The organism is Planomonospora sp. ID82291, assembly GCF_015711645.1.
Classification (GTDB): Bacteria; Actinomycetota; Actinomycetes; order Streptosporangiales; family Streptosporangiaceae; genus Planomonospora.
Window position 1 is genome coordinate 295395 of record NZ_JABTEX010000001.1, and the last position, 18461, is coordinate 313855.

General features: G+C 73.2%; 17 protein-coding genes. 5 read left to right on the forward strand and 12 right to left on the reverse strand.

What is annotated here, in order from left to right; all coding sequences use genetic code 11:
• Window positions 1–23 precede the first annotated feature (23 nt).
• Window positions 24–1457: a gamma-aminobutyraldehyde dehydrogenase gene (locus HS045_RS01310; RefSeq protein WP_196449344.1), complete on the reverse strand. Its 1434-nt coding sequence runs from the start codon at window positions 1455–1457 to the stop codon at window positions 24–26.
• A gap of 193 nt (window positions 1458–1650) precedes the next feature.
• On the opposite strand from HS045_RS01310, the gene HS045_RS01315 reads away from it, so the two are divergent.
• Window positions 1651–2145 carry an Lrp/AsnC family transcriptional regulator gene (locus tag HS045_RS01315; protein ID WP_196449345.1) on the forward strand — a complete coding sequence of 165 codons (495 nt, stop codon included), beginning with the start codon at window positions 1651–1653 and terminating at the stop codon, window positions 2143–2145.
• A gap of 16 nt (window positions 2146–2161) precedes the next feature.
• Here the strand turns inward: HS045_RS01315 and HS045_RS01320 are convergent, their stop codons facing one another.
• Window positions 2162–3103: a DivIVA domain-containing protein gene (locus HS045_RS01320; protein WP_196449346.1), complete on the reverse strand. Its 942-nt coding sequence runs from the start codon at window positions 3101–3103 to the stop codon at window positions 2162–2164.
• A 103-nt stretch (window positions 3104–3206) separates the two neighbouring features.
• Here HS045_RS01320 and HS045_RS01325 point away from each other — a divergent pair, with 103 nt between their 5' ends.
• Together HS045_RS01325 and HS045_RS01330 are read left to right on the forward strand one after the other, a co-directional pair.
• Window positions 3207–3917, forward strand: coding sequence for an ABC transporter ATP-binding protein (locus HS045_RS01325; RefSeq protein WP_196449347.1), 711 nt, complete (start codon window positions 3207–3209; stop codon window positions 3915–3917).
• Window positions 3918–3961: 44 nt separating this feature from the next.
• Window positions 3962–4636, forward strand: coding sequence for a hypothetical protein (locus HS045_RS01330; RefSeq protein WP_196449348.1), 675 nt, complete (start codon window positions 3962–3964; stop codon window positions 4634–4636).
• A 52-nt stretch (window positions 4637–4688) separates the two neighbouring features.
• Here the strand turns inward: HS045_RS01330 and HS045_RS01335 are convergent, their stop codons facing one another.
• Complete coding sequence (locus tag HS045_RS01335) at window positions 4689–7025, reverse strand: WD40 repeat domain-containing serine/threonine protein kinase (protein WP_196449349.1); 2337 nt, start codon at window positions 7023–7025, stop codon at window positions 4689–4691.
• Between the two features lie 131 nt (window positions 7026–7156).
• Complete coding sequence (gene rlmN / locus HS045_RS01340) at window positions 7157–8281, reverse strand: 23S rRNA (adenine(2503)-C(2))-methyltransferase RlmN (protein ID WP_196449350.1); 1125 nt, start codon at window positions 8279–8281, stop codon at window positions 7157–7159.
• Window positions 8282–8353: 72 nt separating this feature from the next.
• Between rlmN and HS045_RS01345 the strand changes: the two genes are divergently transcribed.
• Entirely contained in the window at window positions 8354–9436 is a 1083-nt protein-coding gene (locus HS045_RS01345; RefSeq protein ID WP_196449351.1) for a suppressor of fused domain protein, read from the forward strand.
• A 180-nt stretch (window positions 9437–9616) separates the two neighbouring features.
• Here HS045_RS01345 and HS045_RS01350 read toward each other — a convergent pair whose 3' ends face one another.
• The 5 genes from HS045_RS01350 to rpsB form a co-directional block, all read right to left on the reverse strand.
• Window positions 9617–10438 carry a phosphatidate cytidylyltransferase gene (locus HS045_RS01350; protein WP_196449352.1) on the reverse strand — a complete coding sequence of 274 codons (822 nt, stop codon included), beginning with the start codon at window positions 10436–10438 and terminating at the stop codon, window positions 9617–9619.
• A 67-nt stretch (window positions 10439–10505) separates the two neighbouring features.
• Window positions 10506–11063, reverse strand: coding sequence for a ribosome recycling factor (gene frr, locus HS045_RS01355; protein ID WP_084008056.1), 558 nt, complete (start codon window positions 11061–11063; stop codon window positions 10506–10508).
• A 212-nt stretch (window positions 11064–11275) separates the two neighbouring features.
• Entirely contained in the window at window positions 11276–11974 is a 699-nt protein-coding gene (gene pyrH, locus HS045_RS01360; protein WP_068895108.1) for a UMP kinase, read from the reverse strand.
• A gap of 122 nt (window positions 11975–12096) precedes the next feature.
• Complete coding sequence (tsf, locus tag HS045_RS01365) at window positions 12097–12930, reverse strand: translation elongation factor Ts (protein WP_196449353.1); 834 nt, start codon at window positions 12928–12930, stop codon at window positions 12097–12099.
• Window positions 12931–13074: 144 nt separating this feature from the next.
• A complete protein-coding gene (gene rpsB, locus HS045_RS01370) occupies window positions 13075–13983 on the reverse strand; it encodes a 30S ribosomal protein S2 (protein ID WP_196449354.1) in 909 nt (302 codons plus the stop codon).
• A 317-nt stretch (window positions 13984–14300) separates the two neighbouring features.
• Here rpsB and HS045_RS35985 point away from each other — a divergent pair, with 317 nt between their 5' ends.
• Window positions 14301–14969: a M23 family metallopeptidase gene (locus tag HS045_RS35985; protein ID WP_307827340.1), complete on the forward strand. Its 669-nt coding sequence runs from the start codon at window positions 14301–14303 to the stop codon at window positions 14967–14969.
• A gap of 128 nt (window positions 14970–15097) precedes the next feature.
• Here HS045_RS35985 and dprA read toward each other — a convergent pair whose 3' ends face one another.
• From dprA to HS045_RS01390, 3 genes are all read right to left on the reverse strand, one after another.
• Complete coding sequence (dprA, locus tag HS045_RS01380) at window positions 15098–16285, reverse strand: DNA-processing protein DprA (RefSeq protein ID WP_307827341.1); 1188 nt, start codon at window positions 16283–16285, stop codon at window positions 15098–15100.
• Window positions 16282–17913 carry a YifB family Mg chelatase-like AAA ATPase gene (locus HS045_RS01385; RefSeq protein ID WP_196449355.1) on the reverse strand — a complete coding sequence of 544 codons (1632 nt, stop codon included), beginning with the start codon at window positions 17911–17913 and terminating at the stop codon, window positions 16282–16284. Before HS045_RS01385 ends, dprA begins: the two co-directional genes overlap by 4 nt.
• A gap of 124 nt (window positions 17914–18037) precedes the next feature.
• Window positions 18038–18391 (reverse strand): YraN family protein, encoded by a 354-nt coding sequence (locus HS045_RS01390; RefSeq protein WP_196449356.1) that lies wholly within the window; start codon window positions 18389–18391, stop codon window positions 18038–18040.
• Between the last annotated feature and the right edge of the window lie 70 nt (window positions 18392–18461).

Sequence of the window (18461 nt, forward strand, 5' to 3'; positions counted from 1 at the left end):
CAGGCCGTCCCTCTGTCTCGCGGCTATTCGCCGATGTAGTGCATGACGTGCTTGACCCGGAGGTAGTCGTGCAGACCGAAGACCGACAGGTCCTTGCCGTAGCCCGAGTGCTTGAAACCTCCGTGGGGCATCTCGGAGACGAACGGGATGTGCGTGTTGACCCACACGACCCCGAAGTCGAGCCGCTTCGACATCCGCATCGCCCGGCCGTGATCGGAGGTCCACACCGAACCAGACAATCCGTACTTTACGCCGTTCGCCTTGGCCACCGCGTCGGCTTCGTCGGTGAAGGCCTGGATGGTGATCACCGGGCCGAAGACCTCGTTCTGCACCATCTCGTCGTCCTGCCGCAGGCCGTCGACGACGGTGGGGGCGAAGAAGTAGCCGCGGTCGCCGATCCGGTGGCCGCCGGTCAGGACCTTGGCGTGGCCGGGCAGCCGGTCGAAGAAGCCCGCGACGCGCTCCAGCTGGACGGCGTTGTTGAGCGGGCCGTACAGGGCCTCGGCGTCGGCCAGGTCGCCGGTCCGGGTGCCGGCGGCGGCCTCGGCGAGCGCGGCGGCGAACGCGTCGTGGACGTCCTCGTGGACCAGCACCCGGCAGGCGGCGGTGCAGTCCTGCCCGGCGTTGTAGAACCCGGCCGCGGCGATGGACTCCGCGGCGGCCTTCAGGTCCTTGACGTCGTCGAAGACGACGACCGGGGCCTTGCCGCCGAGCTCCAGGTGGACCCGCTTGAGGTCCTCGGCGGCGGTCTTGGCCACCGCCATGCCCGCGCCGACCGAGCCGGTGATCGCGACCATCTGCGCGGCCGGGTGGCCGACGACCAGGGCGCCGGTCTCGCGGTCGCCGACGACCACGTTGAAGACGCCCTTCGGCAGGACCTCGCCGATGATCTCGGCCAGCTTGACCGTGGAGACCGGGGTGGTGTCGGACGGCTTGAGCACCACGGTGTTGCCGGCGGCGAGCGCGGGGGCGATCTTCCACACGGCCATCATCATCGGGTAGTTCCAGGGCGTGACCTGGCCCACGACGCCGATCGGCTCGTGCCGGACGACGGAGGTGTGGTCGGCGAGGAACTCGCCGGACGTCGGCCCCTCCAGCGTGCGCGCGGCGCCGGCGAAGAAGCGGAAGTGGTCGGCGGCCACCGGGGTCTCGTCCTCGGCCATCCGCGCCCGGGGCTTGCCGGTGTTGCGGCACTCGGCCTCGTTCAGCTCCCCGGCCCGCGCCTCGATCGCGTCGGCGACCTTGAGCAGCAGGTTCGCGCGCTCGCCCGGCGTGGTCTGGCTCCACGATTCGAACGCGGCGGCCGCGGCGGCGTAGGCTTGGTCGACGTCCTCCGCCCCGGAGACCGGCGCCTGGAGGTAGGCCTCCCCGGTGCACGGGTCGATGACGTCGGAGAACCGGCCGCTCTTGGCGTCCACGAACTCACCGTTGACGTAGTTCTGCAGACGGGTGGTCACCGTCGACCTCCTGTGAGGGGGGCTGAGTTGTCGCGACTCTTACAGAGCAGGGATATCACGACAAGCGATTTCGTTGCGAAGATACCAAATTGCTACGAAATCGCTTGACAGAAAGCCGATAGCTGACACCATGGCGCATCAAAGCCGCAACCTGACGGCGACAGCCCCGCAATCCGGACGCGAGGGAGCGCGCATGACGACGCCACCGAAGGCCCGTCGCGACCACGACGGCAGGCCCGGCCCGGTCGTGCTCGACGACATCTCCAAGCAGATCATCGAGCAGCTGCAGGGCGACGGGCGCAAGCCGTACGCCGCGATCGGCAAGGCGGTGGGCCTGTCGGAGGCCGCGGTCCGCCAGCGGGTCCAGCGCCTGCTCGACGCGGGCGTCATGCAGATCGTCGCGGTGACCGACCCGCTGACCCTCGGCTTCCCCCGCCAGGCCATGATCGGCATCAAGTGCGAGGGCGACCTGGAGACGGTGGCCGACGAGCTCTCCGCCATCAAGGAGATCGACTACGTCGTGCTGACCGCCGGGTCCGTCGACGTCATGGTCGAGGTGGTCTGCGAGGGCGACCAGCACCTCCTGGAGATCCTCGGCAAGATCCGCGCCATCCCGGCCGTCCGCGCGACCGAGACCTTCGTCTACCTCAAGCTCCACAAGCAGACCTACTCCTGGGGCACCCGCTGACGGTCCCGTCCGCCGCTCAGCGGCCGTGGTGGCGCTCCACGACCTCGACGAGGTCGTGCAGGAAGTCGTCCACCTGGCGCACCGCGTACCCCGGCCGGAAGACGACGGTGCTGAACCTGGCCTCGCGCACGTCGTCGGGGGTGACCGGCCGGTCGGTGGTCCCGCGCAGCGTGGCCACGACCCGGTCGAGGAAGAGGTCCACCTCCTCCTCGTCGTAGCCCATGCCCAGCCGTCCGGCGCGGAAGGCGACCCGCTCGATCCTGGCGGCCTCCTCCTCGGCCTCCCCGGCCTGCGCCCCGGACGGAACGGCGGGCACCCCGCCCTCCCCGGCCTGCGCCCCGGACGGAACGGCGGGCACGGCCCGCACTACGGGCACGGGCCCTCTCGCGGAAGGAACGGACGCGGCGGGCGGTCCGGCAGGCACGTCCTCCGCCACGGATCCGCCCTCCGCGGCCGACGCGGTGTCCGCAGCCGGCGGGGCTCCGGACACGGCCTCGGCCGCGGGCGGAACAGAGGCGGCGTCCCGGGCGGGTGCCGCGGCTTGAACAGACGAGACGTCGGGCGCGACGTCCCGGACGGGCGGAGCGTCCCGGACGGGCGGGGCGGCGGTCTCCGGGACGTCCGGCGGCTCGGTCGCCGCCCCGGTCCGCGGGGCGCCCTTCGCCCCCTCCAGAACCGTGGCCCGCCCGCGGCCGGCCGCGGGCGCCTGCACCGCGCGTCCCGCGGCCGTGAGCGTCTCCACCGCCACGATGAAGGCGTCCAGCGCGTAGTCCACCGCGGTCTCGTTGTAGCCGCCGAGCTTCGCGCGGAAGCGGGCGTCCCGGATCTCGTCGGCGGTGATCGGGGCGTCGGTCGGCGCGCCTCTCCCGAGGGTGCTCTCGATCCGGCGGACCAGCGCGTCCACCTGGTCCGGGTCATAGCCCTGACGCACGCCCAGCACCCGTGGAAAGCGGTTCAACCCCGCGTCCTTTCCATCCCTGTATACGGCGTTCTCGTATAGTCCCCCATTCTGGCGGGACAAGGGCCCGCAAGGCGAGGCCCGGCGGTAGGGTGACGGGCCTATGCGGCTTTCCGACGTGTCCTTCCGCTACGCCCGCCGGGGCCCCTGGATCCTGCGGGAGGTCGAGCTCTCCCTCCGCCCCGGATCCGTCGTCGAGGTCACCGGACGCAACGGGGCGGGGAAGTCGACGCTCCTGCGCCTGCTCGCCGGGATCCTCCCGCCCTCCCGGGGCTCGATCGCCGAACGGCCCGCCGTCGTCGGATACGCCCCCGACGTGTTCCCGGTGGACCAGCCGTTCACCGTCGCGGCCTACCTCGCCCACCTCGCCGGGATCCGGCGTATCCCCCCCGCCTCCGGTACGGCGCTCGCCGAGCGGCTCAACGCGACGCACCTGCTCGACCGGCCGCTCGGCGACCTGTCCAAGGGCAGCGCGCAGAAGGTCGGCCTGATCCAGTCGCTGCTGGCCCCGCCCGGCCTGCTCATCCTGGACGAGCCCTTCGCCGGTCTCGACGAGCAGACCCGCAACGAGCTCCCTGTGATCATCGGCGAGGTCGCCGCCGACGGCGGCGCGGTCGTGGTCAGCGACCACCAGAACCAGCTGCGGGACTTCCCCGGTGCCGGCCACTGGCTGGTCGCCGACGGCGCGGTCACCGCCGGGGACGGGCGGCGACCGCGCCGGGCGGTCATCGAGGTGACCGTGGACGCCGCCGATGCCGACGAGGTCGAGCAGAAACTCCGTGCCGACGGCCACGCCACCAGGCGGATCTCCTGAACGCCCGCAGCCCCCACGACCGCCCGCACCCCTCGGAGCGCCCGGTGACCCTCGCCCTCACCCGGTTCAAGCTGGCCGCCTACGCCAGGTCCCACCGGCTGCTGCAGCCGGTGTTCGCGCTGTTCACGATGATGCTGATCTTCTACTCGACGACCGTTCCCGACGGCAGGCAGCTGACCTCCTACGCCGACTCGGCCGGACTGCTGATCGTCGTCTTCGCCTGGGCCGCCCGAGGGCTGCTCGACACCGAGCCCGCCGCCCAGCGGGTGGTCTCGATGACGGCGGCCGGAGGGCCCGGCCGGGAGGTCCGCGCCGGGCTGCTCGCGGCGCTGGCCGTCAACCTCGGCCTGGCCGCGATCGCGGTCGCGCTGCCGCTCCTCGCCGGCTTCGCGGTCCTCCCCTCCTCCGGGGACCTGGCCAGAGGCGCCGGGCTGCACCTGCTCGGGCTGAGCGCCGGGACCGCCCTGGGCGCGCTGACCAGCAGGCCGATCCTGTCCTCCCCGGCGGCCTCGATGCTGGTGCTGTTCGGCGGCTACCTCGGACTGCTGCTGCTCAGTCTCACCCCGGCCGGCGGGTTCACGGTGCCGATCATGCCGTGGATGCGCGCCGCCAGCGCCGGGACCCTCGACGCGGTCCTGCTCCCGGTCACGGCCGCGACCCTCTTCTGGTCCGCCGCCGGCGCCCTCGCCTACGTACGGCTCCGCCGTACCCGGCCCTGACCGCCGCCGTCCGCCGTACCCGGCCCTGACCGCCCACGCCCGCCATCCGCCGTCAGGCGGAGCGCAGTCCGCCGACGTCGTACAGCAGCACGTCGTTGCCCGTGGCCACCGCCAGGACGAGCCCGTCGCCGCTGAAGGCCACCGCGTGGACCTGGCCGGTCGGCAGGGCCTGCAGGGGCGGCCGCAGGCTCCGGCGGGTGGCGACGTCCCACAGCCAGACGCCGTGCTCGTTGGTCCCGGCGGCGAGGACGGTCCCGTCGGGACTGCAGGCCAGGCTGTTGACCGTCGAACCGGATCCGGTGAACGCCGGCCCCTTCGGTTTGCGGGAGGACACGTCCCAGACCCGGACGACCTTGTCGTAGCCCGCGCTCGCCAGGGTGCGGTCGTCGAGGAACACGACGGCGTTGACCTGGTCCTTGTGGCCGTTCAGCACGCCGGCGGCCGTACCCGAGGTGCGCCACAGCCGTACCGCGCGGTCCCACCCGGCGGTGGCCAGCAGTCGCCCGTCGGGGCTGAACGCCCCACCGGCGACCAACTGGGTGTGGCGCATGGAGGCGCCCTCCTGCCGGCGGTCGGAGGTCCGCCAGAGCCGGACCCACTCGAACCCGCTGCCGGTGACGAACCGCTTCCCGTCGGAGCTGAACTCCACGAAGACCGCGCCGACCACGGACTTCGAGATGCGCCGCCGGGAGGCCACGTCCCACACGTGCGCCTCGGTGTCGCGCACCCCGCCGACGCCGACCAGTGTCCGGCCGTCCGGACTCAGCGCCACGCCCTGGACGTAGAACTCGCGGTCGTCCAGTTCGGCGGTCACCTCGCCGGCCGGGACCTCCCACAGCCGGATCGTGCCGTCCCAGCACCCGGCGGCCACCGTACGGCCGTCGGCGGAGATCGCGAGTCCCTGCACCAGCTGGCCGTTCCGCAGCACCAGCGGTTCGCCCGGACCCGCCGTGATCAGCCGGGACGGGCTCGGGGTGGCGGTGGCGGCGGACGCCGTCGGCCCGGCCGAGCCCGTGGGCGTCGCCGGGGACGGCGGCGGGGTGCTCGCGGTCCCCGGGTCCGGCCCGGGCGAGGAGGTGACCGTGCCGCCCTCCTCCCTCAGGTACCGGGGCAGCAGGATCGCCGCCGCCGTCACTGCACCGGTGACCAGCGCGCTCCCTCCGCCGATCAGCAGGCTCCGGCGGGAGAGCCCGCCCGCAGACGGGTCCTGCCCTCCCCGGGCGGGACCGGTGGGCGGCGCCGCGGGCAACACGCCACCCGGCGGCGGGACCGTCCGAGAAGGACCGGTGGGCGGCTCCGCGGGGAACGCACCACCCGGCGGCGCGGTCGGGACCACCCCGCCCGGCGGCGGGACCGTCCGGGAGGGACCCGGGGGCGGCGCCGCCCCGGGCCGTCCCCGGCCGGACGCCTCCTGCGGAGAGGGCGGCCCGACCGGCAACGGCGGGCCTCCTGGCGGCGGACCTCCCGGCGGCGGACCTCCCTGCGCGGGCGGCCCGGCCTGCGGAGACGGCTGTCCCATCCGCCCCATGGCCGTGGTCAGCAGGTCCCCGCCGGGCATCGCCGCACCGGGCCGCACCGCCCCGTTGCCGGTGATCAGCGCCAGCAGGACCTCCTCGGCCGTGGGCCGGTGCTCGGGCGCCTTGGCCAGGCACCGGCCGACGACCGGCCGCAGGCCGTCCGGGAGACCGGTGAGATCGCACTCCTGGTGGAGGATCCGGTAGATCAGCGTCGCCAGGGCGACGTCCCGGCCGAACGGGGTCCTGCCCGTCCCGGCGAACAGGATGGTCCCGGCCCAGCTGAACAGGTCGGAGGGCGGGCCGATCCGCCCTCCGGAGAGCTGCTCGGGCGACATGTACGGCGGGGTGCCCATCACGCTGACGGACGTGGTGGCCAGGTCCGTGCCGCGCGCGATGCCGAAGTCGACCACCCGCGGCCCGTCGGGGCCGAGCAGGACGTTGGCGGGTTTGAAGTCGCGGTGGACGATCCCGGCGCGGTGGATCGCCGCCAGGGCGGTGGCCGTGCCGATCGCGAGCCGTTCGAGGTCGCGCGGGTCCAGCGGCCCGCGCGAGCGGATCCGCTGCTCCAGCGACTCCCCGTCGATGAACTCGCTCACCACGTACGGCTGGTCGCCGGCCGTGCCGACGTCCAGGACGCGCGCCGTGCAGAACGGGGGCACCCGGCGGGCCGCCTCCACCTCGCGCAGGAACCTCCTGCGGACGTCGGGGTCACCCGCGACGTGAGCGTGCAGGACCTTGATCGCGACCCGCGTCCCCGACGGCGCCTCCCCCAGGTGCACGACCCCCTGACCGCCCTCGCCCAGGCGGCCGAGCAGGCGGTACTCCCCCAACTGGACCGGGTCGTCCGGACGCGGCGGTCGCGGTCCCGGCATGTGCGTCTCCCGGCGTCGTGCGGTCGTGGGTCGGTACGGCGGGCGGGCTGACGGACACATCCACCCGTAGCCCCCCAGACCGATCATGCCTCAGGACGGTCCGCCCCGCAGACGATCCGGCGGCGCGGGGGCTACTCGGCGGCGGCGAGCTGGCCGCAGGCGCCGTCGATCTCGCGGCCCCGGGTGTCGCGGACGGTCACCGGGACGCCGTGGTACTCCAGGCGGCGGACGAAGGCCCGCTCGTCCTCGGGGCGCGAGGCCGTCCACTTGGAGCCGGGGGTGGGGTTGAGCGGGATCAGGTTGACGTGCACGAGCTTGTTCCTGATCAGCTTGCCGAGCAGGTCGGCCCGCCACTCCTGGTCGTTGATGTCCTTGATCAGGGCGTACTCGATGGAGACGCGGCGCTTGGTCCTCGCGGCGTAGTCCCAGGCCGCGTCGAGCACCTCGGCGACCTTCCACCGCGTGTTGATCGGCACCAGGGTGTCGCGCAGCTCGTCGTCGGGGGCGTGCAGGGAGACCGCGAGCGTCACCGGCAGCCCCTCGGCGGCGAGCTTGCCGATGGCGGGGACCAGGCCGACGGTGGAGACCGTGACGCCGCGGGCGGAGATGCCCAGCCCTTCGGGGGCGGGCTCGACCAGCCGGCGGACGGCGCCGATGACGGCCTTGTAGTTGGCCAGCGGCTCACCCATCCCCATGAAGACCACGTTGCTCACCCGGCCGGGACCGCCGGGGACCTCGCCGCCGGCCAGCTCGCGCGCCCCGGCGACGACCTGCTCGACGATCTCCGCGGTGGACATGTTCCGGGTCAGGCCGGCCTGGCCGGTGGCACAGAACGGGCAGTTCATGCCACAGCCCGCCTGCGAGGAGACGCACATCGTGGTGCGGTCGCTGTAGCGCATGAGCACGGACTCGACCAGGGCGCCGTCGAACAGCCGCCACAGCGTCTTGCGGGTGGTGCCGCCGTCGCAGGTGATCTCCCGGACCGGCGTCAGCAGCTGCGGGAACAGGGCCGCGCCGAGCTTCTCGCGCGCCGCGGCGGGCAGGTCGGTCATCGTGGCCGGGTCGCCGTTGAGCCGGTCGAAGTAGTGCCGCGAGAGCTGGTCGGCGCGGAACGGCTTCTCGCCCAGCTCGGCGACCGCGGCCCGGCGCTCGGCCATGGTCAGGTCGGCCAGGTGGCGCGCGGGCTTGGCCCGGCGGGGCGCCACGAAGGTGAGCTGGCCGGGGGCGGGAGTCCCGGTCGGGCTGGTGGTCGACACGTCCAATGCCTTCTCTCGACGGTTGCGCGAATACTCGAAGCGATGCCCGGCCCTGATCTAGAGTCCGGAGGTATGGCGACATTCCGCCCCTCGGAGGCGAGGGGAGACGGCGTCGAGGTCGTGCTCACCGATGTCAATCCCTACGGGAGCCGGACCCTGGTGGTCGAGCGCGACGAGATGTCCTCGGTAGCTTACCTGTGCGCGTCCGGCGGCGCCGTGCACGGAGCGGTCTGGCTGGCCAACCACGTGCCCGCCCCGCCCGCGGCCGACCCGGTCCGCCTGGAGGCCGGGCTGCCTCCCGTGGTGCCCCGGGCGGACACCCGGCACCCCTCGGGCAGACCGCCGCTGGAAACCCTCCGACCGCTCTGGTTCGAGGAGGGCGACGGCGTCGCCCTCTACGAGAACGACGAGCTCCTCGCGGTCATTCCGGGCTGGGCGGACATCGGCAGGGGCATGCCGGGATACGCGCGCGACATGATCGGGGAGACGCCGTTCGCCTGGTCACTGGCGGACGCCCGCGACGAACTGGCGCCGCGCCTGGCGGCGGCCCGATCCTACTGGCAGTGGCGGGCGGGCGACGGCGCGTGGGCCTCGTTCCAGCAGTTCGTGATGGGCCACCTGGACCGGGCCGTCGGATCCGCGGGCCGGTTCTGGGACGCGGGCGGCGGGCGGCTGCCCACCGTGGGCATCACCGAGCGCCCGCCGGAACGGGGCCGGGGGCACACGATCCTGTCCACCGTCGGCATGAGCTGCCAGCGCATGCCCGCGGTCGAGCGGTACCTCGACCGGCCGGACGCCCACGCCAGGATCGAACTCGCCACCGCCACCCGCGGGGATCCCCGGGAGGCCGCCCGGCTGCTGGTCTGGCTCGGCCAGTATCCCTGGCACTCGGTCACCTGGCTCGGAGACGGGCACACCGCCCACTGGTACCACCGGCCGGAGACGTTCCCGCTGGGTCCGGACTACAGCGGCGTCGTCCTGCTCTCCCGGCTGCCCGGCCTGCCCGACCTGTCGGGTTTCACCTTCGGCGGGGACGCGGTGCGCTGGCTCTGGCTGCTCCCGGTCACCGCGGGCGAGCTCAGTCTGACGGCATCGGACGGCTACCGGGCGCTGGCGCCCCGGCTCTCGGCCGACCGGCTCCTGCGGACGGGCTAGGATCGGCCGCCGCCGGGCCGGGCGCCTTCGGGCGGGCGGGCGCCCGGCGCGCCCGGACCGGCAGGACGCACGGACCGGCACCGACATCCAGGTGGACACGGACACCCGGTCGGACACGGACGCTCAGACCGAGCACGGACGCTCCGACCGAGCACGGACGCTCCGACCGAGCACGGACGCTCAGACCAGCAGGGTGAGCAGCGCCCAGACCGGGATGAGCGCGACGACGAGGGAGTCGAGGCGGTCCATCATCCCTCCGTGGCCGGGCAGCACGCTGCTCATGTCCTTGATCCCCAGATCCCGTTTGATCACCGACTCGACCAGGTCGCCGAGCGTGGCGGCGACCACGACGACCGCGCCGATCAGCACGCCCTTCCAGACGTCGACCCCCAGCAGCCACGCCGTCAGCCAGCCGCCGACGGCCATGCAGGCCAGCGCCGATCCCGCGAAGCCCTCCCAGGTCTTCTTCGGGCTGATCACCGGGGACATCTTGTGCCGGCCGAACAGGACCCCGGCGAAGTAGCCGCCGATGTCGCTGGCGACGGTGGTGGCGATGAAGACCACCACCCGGTCCGGCCCCTGGTCCTGGGCGAGCAGCAGCGCCACGAACCCGGCGAGCAGCCCAGGGTAGGCGGTGACCAGGACCGTCGCGGCGGTGTCGCGGACGTAGCCCTCGGTTCCGGCGAACATCCGCCCGATCATCAGGATCGGCAGGGCCATCGCGAAGACGCCGACGAGCCAGACCGGCCCGCCCCAGTAGCCCCCGGCGAGCATCGCGGCCAGCACGGCCAGCACCGGGACCGCCGGGACGCGGATGTCCCGGGTCGCGAACGACCGGACCAGCTCCACCACCCCGGCGCCCACGGCCACGAGCACCACGGCGAGGAAGAGCTCCTCGACGTAGTAGAGGGAGAGGATGACGGCCGCTCCCAGACCGACCCCGACCGCGACCGCGGCGGGGAGATTCCGGCCGGTACGGCTACCGCCCGCCGCAGATTCCAAGGGGTCCCACTCTCATACACACGATCCTTGTCCCGCGCGGAGCGCCCGCGCAGGACAAGGATCGGGCTCAGACTTCGAGCAGCTCGGCTTCCTTGTGCTTGAGCAGCTCATCGATCTTGGCGACATGCTTCTGGGTCAGGTCGTCGAGCTCCTTCTCGGCGCGACGCACCTCGTCCTCGCCGGCCTCGCCGTCCTTGACGAGCTTGTCGAGGGCCTCCTTGGCGTGGCGGCGGATGTTGCGCACCGAGACCTTGGACTGCTCGGCCTTGGTCCGGGCGACCTTGATGTACTCCTTGCGGCGCTCCTCCGACAGCTCGGGGAAGGCCACCCGGATGACGTTGCCGTCGTTGCCCGGGTTGACGCCCAGGTCGGAGTCCCGGATGGCGCGCTCGATCGCGGCCATCGAACCCTTGTCGTAGGGCTGGATGATGACCATGCGAGCCTCGGGGACGTGGAACGAGGCCAGCTGCTGAATGGGAGTGATCGTCCCGTAGTACTCAGCGCTGATCTTGTTGAACATCGACGGGGTGACGCGGCCCGTCCGGATGCCCGCGAAGTCGTCCTTCGCCACCCCAATGGCCTTGTCCATCTTCTCCTCGGCTTCGAGGAGGGTTTCGTCGATCACAGCGGCTCCCTAGTCTTCTGGGTCACTCGCCATCCCTCACGCACTTCGCGGGCCGCCGCCCGCCGAGGTCGCCCCCGGCGGGCCCCTGCCGCGTCCCGCTCCGCTCGCTCCGTCGGGCGCGCTCCCTGTCTCCTGGTCACTCGCCCTCCTCACGCGCTTCGCGGGCCGCCGTCATGCCGCGTCCCGCTCCGCCCGCCCGTCGGGCGCGCTCCCTATTTCCCTGCCGGACTCACCAGCGTGCCGATCTTCTCACCGTGCACCGCCCGCAGGATGTTGCCCTCGCCCATGAGGTCGAAGACGACGATCGGCAGACCGTTGTCCATGCAGAGGCTGATGGCGGTGGCGTCCATGACCCCGAGACCCCGGGTCAGCACCTCACCGTATTCGAGGTGGTCGAACCGGACGGCGTCGGGGTTCTTGCGGGGGTCGGCGTCGTAGACGCCGTCCACCTGGGTGCCCTTGAGCAGCGCCTGGGCGCCGATCTCCAGCGCGCGCTGGGCCGCGCAGGTGTCGGTAGAGAAGAACGGCGAGCCCAGCCCCGCACCGAAGATCACCACTCGCCCCTTCTCCAGATGGCGGATGGCGCGGCGGGGCAGGAAGGGCTCGGCCACCTGCTGCATGGTGATGGCCGTCTGGACGCGGGTCTCGATGCCCCGCTTCTCCAGGAAGTCCTGGAGCGCCAGGCAGTTGATGACGGTGCTGAGCATGCCCATGTAGTCGGCCCGGGCGCGGTCCATGCCGCCCGCGGACAGGGCCGCGCCGCGGAACATGTTGCCCCCGCCGACCACGACCGCGACCTGCACTCCTCCGCGGACCGCCTCCGCGATCGAGTCGGCCAGATGGCCGACCACGACCGGGTCGATGCCCATGGGCTCGCTGCCGGCGAAGGCCTCGCCGGACAGCTTCAGCATGACGCGCTTCCAGCGAAGCGTGCCCGCATACGACGAAACCGCCGACGCAGCGGGTTCTGGATTCTCCTGCACGACGGCGGCCTCCTCGTAGGGGTGTTCTGCTGAGAGAAGCTGGCTTAAGCCTAAGCCTGGCCGACCTTGAAGCGGACGAAGGCCTCGACCTTGACGCCGTTCTCCTCGGCGAACTTCTGGATGGACTTCTTGTTGTCCTTCACGAACGCCTGCTGGAGCAGGGTGAAGTCCTTGTACCAGCCGTTGACGCGACCGTCGACGATCTTGCCGATGGCGGCCTCGGGCTTGCCCTCCTCGCGGGTCATCTCCTCGAAGAGCGCGCGCTCCTTCTCGATGACGTCCGCGGGGACCTGCTCGGGGCTGAGGTACTTCGGAGCCATCGCGGCGGCGTGCTGCGCGATGTCCTTGGCGACCTGGGCGTTGGCGGTGTCGAGCTGCACCAGGACGCCGACCGCCGGCGGGAGCTGCGGGTCGGTCCGATGCATGTAGGCGCCGACGTAGCCGCCCTCGAGGACCGCGAAGCGCCGGACCTCGATCTTCTCGCCGAGCGCGGCGTTGGTCTCGTCGAGCAGCTCCTTGACGGTCTTGCCGTTGAGCTGCGACTCGAGCAGGGTCGGGACGTCGGCCGGCCGGGTCGCCAGGATGTGCTCGACGACCTGGGCCGCGACCTCCTGGAAGCGCTCGCCCTTGGCCACGAAGTCGGTCTCGCAGTTGAGCTCCAGCAGCGCGGCGACGGAGTCGCCGCCCTGCTTCAGGGCGACCAGGCCGTTGGAGGCGGTGCGCGCCTCGCGCTTGCCGACGTCCTTGGCGCCCTTGAGGCGCAGGAGCTCGACGGCGCGGTCGAAGTCGCCCTCGGACTCCTCCAGAGCCTTCTTGCAGTCCATCATGCCGGCCGCGGTCAGCTCACGAAGCCGCTTGACGTCGGCCATGTTCACGGAAGCCATTGTCTTTTCCTCGTGGGAGTCGGCACTGATCTCAGTGAGTCGGCATGAGATCAGGCTGGGTGGATCGGGTGGGCGCCCCCATGACCGGCGCGCCCACCCGGAAAGAGCCTTGCGAGTCGTACGGCTGCGCCGTACGAGGAGGAACTAGGCCTGCTCGGCGTCGGCGGCCGGAGCGGCGTCGGCCTCAGCGGCCTCCGCCTCGGCGGCGGGGGCGGCGGCCTCCGCCTCGGCGTCGTTCTCGGCGGCCGGGGCGGCCTCGGCCTCGGGGGCGCCCGCGAGCAGCTCCTGCTCCCACTCGGCCAGCGGCTCGGCGCCGCCGGCGACGGCCGGCTTGTCCTCGCCGCCGCGGACCGCACCGGCGCGGGCCATCAGGCCGGCGGCGACGGCGTCGGCGACGACGCGGGTCAGCAGGCCGACGGCGCGGATGGCGTCGTCGTTACCCGGGATCGGGTAGTCGACCTCGTCCGGGTCGCAGTTGGTGTCGAGGATCGCGACGACCGGGATGTTGAGCTTGCGGGCCTCGCTGATCCCGATGTGCTCCTTCTTGGTGTCGACGACCCACACCGCGCTGGGCACGCGGGACATGTCGCGGATGCCGCCGAGGGTGCGCTCCAGCTTCTCCTTCTCACGGCGGCGCATGAGGAGCTCCTTCTTGGTGAGCCCCGACGCGGCGACGTTGTCGAAGTCGAGCTCCTCGAGCTCCTTGAGGCGCTGGAGCCTCTTGTGCACGGTGGAGAAGTTGGTGAGCATGCCGCCCAGCCAGCGCTGGTTGACGTACGGCATGCCGACGCGGGCGGCCTGCTCGGCGATGGCCTCCTGCGCCTGCTTCTTCGTGCCGATGAACATGATCGTGCCGCCGTGCGCGACGGTCTCCTTGACGAAGTCGTAGGCCCGGTCGATGAAGGCCAGCGACTTCTGCAGGTCGATGATGTAGATGCCGTTGCGCTCGGTGAAGATGAAGCGCTTCATCTTCGGGTTCCAGCGCCGGGTCTGGTGGCCGAAGTGCACGCCGCTCTCGAGCAGCTGTCGCATGGTGACGACGGGGGTGGACATGTGATTGTCCTCCAGGTCGGGGCGCCCATCGCTGGGCGCTGTTCTCGGTTGACGCGGCGGCCTTCGGCCACCGCCCTGATGCCCCCGGACCGCTCCAGCCGGGCTCTCGCCCGGACCGAGGGAAACGGCCCCGGATGGGGCATGCGAAGTCAGCCCGTGAGTTACAGGCCACCGGAAAGTGTACCCGCCGCGGCACCGCACCTTGACCTTTCAGGGTCAAACCACGCCCGACCACCGCGTCCACAGCGCCGCCGGTCCGTCCACAGAATCCCGTTCGCCGCACCGCGGGCAGGCCCCCGCCGTCCATCCTTGCGCCTGTGACATCCCGCACTCTCCCCGCCCTGGCCCTTCTCCCGGCCCTTCTGTCTCCGGCTCCGCAGCCCTCGGCCACCGTCGCACCGCCCACCGTTCCGGAGCCCCCTCCCCCGGTACCACCCCGGACCGCGCCGGAGCCGCCGCTCCGGGGCGCATCCCAGACCCCACTCCAGGACACTCCCCAGACCTCGCCTCAGAGCCCGCCTCACAGCCCGCCTCACAGCCCGCCCCGGGCCGCGCCGGCGCCACCGCTCTGGACATGGCCGGTCTCCGGACACCCCCGGATCCTGCGGGTCTTCGCGCCTCCTCCCCAGCCCTGGCTGCCCGGTCACCGCGGCGTCGACCTCGCCGCGTCCCCCGGCGCCCCGGTCCGCGCGGCGGGCCCGGGAACGATCGGCTACGCCGGCCCCCTCGCCGGGCGCGGTGTCGTCACCGTGCTCCACCCCGGAGGCCTGCGCACCACCTACCTCCCGGTCCGCGCATCGGTACGGCGCGGCCAGGCGGTCGAGCGGGGCGAGGCCATCGGCACGGTCGAGGAGGCACCCGGGCACTGCCCGACCGATTGCCTGCACTGGGGCCTGCTCCGTGATCGGCGCTATCTCGACCCGCTGCTCCTCCTGGGGCGCGGCCAGGTCCGGCTCCTGCCGCTCTGGACCGGCGGAGCCTCCTGACGGGGCCCGGCGAAACCTCCTGACCGCCGAAACCTCCTGGCCGCGGGGGAGCCTCCTGACACGGCGGAACCTCCTGACCGCCGCGGAGCCTCCGGCCCGCTGTCCGGCAGGCGGCTCCGCCGGGTCCGCTACCCGGCGACCGGCCTCTCGGGGCGCAGACGCCAGCCCCGGGAGACCTTCTCGACGTGCCCGGCGGCGGCCAGGCCGCCCAGGCAGGCGAGCACGGTCTCCAGATCGACGCCCGCCTCCACCGCGATCGTCGCCGGGCCCGCGCCGTTCCGCGCGGGCACCGCCTCCAGGACACGGCGGACCTCGGCGGGGAGCCCGTCGCGCGGAAGCACCGGGCCTCTCGGCTCAGGGGCCAGATCGCACCCGATGGCTCCGACCAGTTCGGCCGCCTCCGCCGGGGTGGTGACGCAGACCGCCGCGCCCTGGCGGATCAGCCGGTGGCACCCGGCCGAGGCGTCGGAGGTCACCGGCCCGGGCACGGCGGCCAGGATCCGGTTCAGCGCGACCGCGTGACCGGCCGTGTTGAGCGCCCCGCTGCGCACGGCCGCCTCGATGACCACCGTCCCCCGGGCCAGTGCGGCGATGAGCCGGTTCCGGACGAGGAACCGCGGCCGGGTGGGCCGCACCCCCAGGGGACTCTCGCTCACCAGCAGGCCCTGGGTCCGCACGACGGCGAACAGGTCGTGGTGCGCGCTGGGATAGGAGACGTCGACGCCGCAGGCGAGCACGGCGACGGTCGGCGCGTCCCCCGCCAGAGCTCCGCGGTGCGCCGCGCCGTCGATGCCGTACGCCCCGCCGGAGACCACCCCGTATCCCCGTTCGCTCAGCCCCGCGCCGAACTCCGCCGCGACGTGCACTCCATAGGGGGTGGCGGCCCGGGAGCCGACGACCGCGACCGACCGGATGCAGGCGAAGCGCAGGTTCGCCTGCCCGTGCAGCCACAGGGCGTGGGGCCGGGAGTCCCGCAGGTCGTCCAGCTGGGTGGGCCACTCCGACTCCCCGGGCGTGATCAGGCGGGCCCCCGCCCGTTCGCCCTCGGCCAGGTCCCCGGCGGGGTCCGCCGCCTCCAGCCGGGCCGTCCAGGCGGCGAGGACCCGGTCGAGCCGCGCATCCGCCTCCTCTGCGGAGCCCGCTGCGCGCCCGCGGCGGGCGTCTGCGAACCACCGGACGAACTCCGGGTCCAGAACCCCCCGGCGGACCTGCTCCACGGCCGCCTCCGGACCGCAGGAGGCCACGAGCCTGCCCATCACCGCGTCACCGGGCTCGGCCAGCCGCATCAGCATGACCCGTGCGAGCCGTTCCCTCACCGCTCCTCCCCCAGCCACAGCCCGAGCGCCGCGTTGACCTCCGCGGCCCCGGGCCCGCCCCCGTCCTTCAGATCCGCCAGCGTCCAGGCGACCCTGAGCACCCGGTCCAGCCCCCGGGCGCTCAGCACGCCGTTGTCCAGACAGCCCAGCAGCGGCGCCATCACCTTCGCCGGCAACCGGTAGTCGGTGTGCAGGGCGCCCGTGGGCACCTCCGCGTTGCGTCTCCAGGGCCTGCCCGCGAACCGCTTCGCGGCCCGTTCCCTGGCCAGGAGGACCCGCTCGGCCACCGTCCGGCTCGGCTCGACGAACCGGCGGTCGGCGAGCAGTTCCCGCCGGGTCGCCCGCATCAGCGTCACCTTGACGTCGACCCGGTCCAGCAGCGGGCCGGAGAGCCGGGCCAGGTAGCGGCGGCGGGCACTGGGGGAGCACCGGCAGGGCTCCTCCGGCCGGGACGGCCGCGCACACGGGCACGGGTTGGCCGCCAGCACGAGCATGAACCTGGCCGGGAACGTGACCGAGCCCATCGACCTGGACACCGTCACCCTGCCGGACTCCAGGGGCTGACGGAGCGCGTCGAGGACGCTCATCGTGAACTCGGGGGCCTCGTCCATGAACAGGACCCCTCCGTGGGCCAGCGAGACCGCACCCGGCCGGATCGTCCCGCTGCCGCCGCCGATGACGGACGCGATGGTCGCCGTGTGATGGGGCGCCATGAAGGGCGGCCGGGTCAGCAGCGGACGGTCGGCCGGGAGCGTCCCGGCGACCGAGTGGATCGCCGTCGCCTCCAGCGCCTGGTCGCGCTCCAGAGCCGGCAGGAGGGTCGGGAGCCGCTCGGCGAGCATGGTCTTGCCGGTCCCCGGCGCCCCCAGCATCCAGAGGTTGTGGCCTCCGGCGGCGCAGATCTCCAGGGCGCGGCGGGCGAAGGGCTGACCGGCCACGTCGCCCAGATCGGGGACGGCGGCGGGGCCCTCCTCGCCGGACGGGCCCGCACCGGCCCGGTCCTCCGGCGGCTCCGGGCCGTCCGGGGCGCCGCCGCTCCCCTGCCCCGGCCCGGCCCTCCCGTCCTGCGGGGCGCCCGACGCGGGCGCACCGCGGTGGGCGGGGACGCCGTGGCCGCTCCCGCGCAGCCAGCCCACCAGGTCGCCCAGAGCCCGGACCGGGATCACCGTCACGTCCGGCACCAGACCCGCTTCGGCCGCGTTGCCCACCGGGACGACGACCGTGCGGGCACCGGCGGCGACCGCGGCCAGCACGGCGGGGAGCACACCCCGCACCGGTCTGACCGACCCGTCGAGGCCGAGCTCGCCGAGGAAGAACAGCGGGGCGACCCGCTGCCTGGGCACGGCCCCCGCCGCGGCGAGCAGCGCCACCGCGATCGCCAGGTCGAACATGCTGCCGCGCTTGGGCAGGCTCGCGGGGAAGAGACTGACGGTGATGCGCGCGTCCGGCCAGGCGTGGCGGCTGTTGACCACCGCCGAGCGGACCCGGTCGCGCGCCTCGCTCAGCGCGGTGTCGAGCATGCCGATCAGGTGCGTGCCGGCCACACCGCTGCCGACGTCGGCCTCGACGTCGACCACGTGCCCGGTGACCCCGATCAGGCAGACGCAGCGCGTGCGTGCGACGGTCACCCGCACCACCCCCGGAGCGGGGCGGGCGATCCATGGCGGCCCGGGACTCCCGGCCGCCCGGAAGACGGCCCGGAAGACGGCCCGGAGGACGCCCGGGAGGACAGGGGGCAGGACACGGAGGGCATCAGCACACCCCCTGCTCGTGACGGATCACGAACTCCCCGGCGAAGCGCTCCAGCGCCACCACGTCGACCCGGACGGAGTCGAACCGCTCGCACCGCCCGTCCAGCCACTGAGCGGCCAGTCCGCGCAGCCGGGCCAGCTTCGCCCCGGTCACCGCCTCGAAGGCGGTGCCGTGGGTCCGCCCGGAACGGGTCTTCACCTCCACCACGACGAGTGCCCGCCCGTCCCGGGCGACCACGTCGATCTCACCGGCCCGGCACCGCCAGTTGCGATCCAGGATCTGCATGCCGTGCGCCCGCAGGTAATCGGCGGCGAGCTGCTCACCGCGCCTGCCGAGCTCGTCCTTCGCGGCCATGGGACCACCTCCGGTCCCGACCTTCGCTCAGCCCGCAGCCTCGCAGCGGACTCGAACCCGGTTCTGTGGA

Bases quoted from the DNA above. Each gene is read 5' to 3' on its own strand.
- rpsB (WP_196449354.1), bottom strand. From the start codon at position 13,983: ATGTCCACCCCCGTCGTCACCATGCGACAGCTGCTCGAGAGCGGCGTG.
- HS045_RS01345 (WP_196449351.1), top strand. From the start codon at position 8,354: ATGGCGACATTCCGCCCCTCGGAGGCGAGGGGAGACGGCGTCGAGGTC.
- tsf (WP_196449353.1), bottom strand. From the start codon at position 12,930: ATGGCTTCCGTGAACATGGCCGACGTCAAGCGGCTTCGTGAGCTGACC.
- HS045_RS01390 (WP_196449356.1), bottom strand. From the start codon at position 18,391: ATGGCCGCGAAGGACGAGCTCGGCAGGCGCGGTGAGCAGCTCGCCGCC.
- HS045_RS01315 (WP_196449345.1), top strand. From the start codon at position 1,651: ATGACGACGCCACCGAAGGCCCGTCGCGACCACGACGGCAGGCCCGGC.
- HS045_RS01335 (WP_196449349.1), bottom strand. From the start codon at position 7,025: ATGCCGGGACCGCGACCGCCGCGTCCGGACGACCCGGTCCAGTTGGGG.
- pyrH (WP_068895108.1), bottom strand. From the start codon at position 11,974: ATGCTGAAGCTGTCCGGCGAGGCCTTCGCCGGCAGCGAGCCCATGGGC.
- HS045_RS01325 (WP_196449347.1), top strand. From the start codon at position 3,207: ATGCGGCTTTCCGACGTGTCCTTCCGCTACGCCCGCCGGGGCCCCTGG.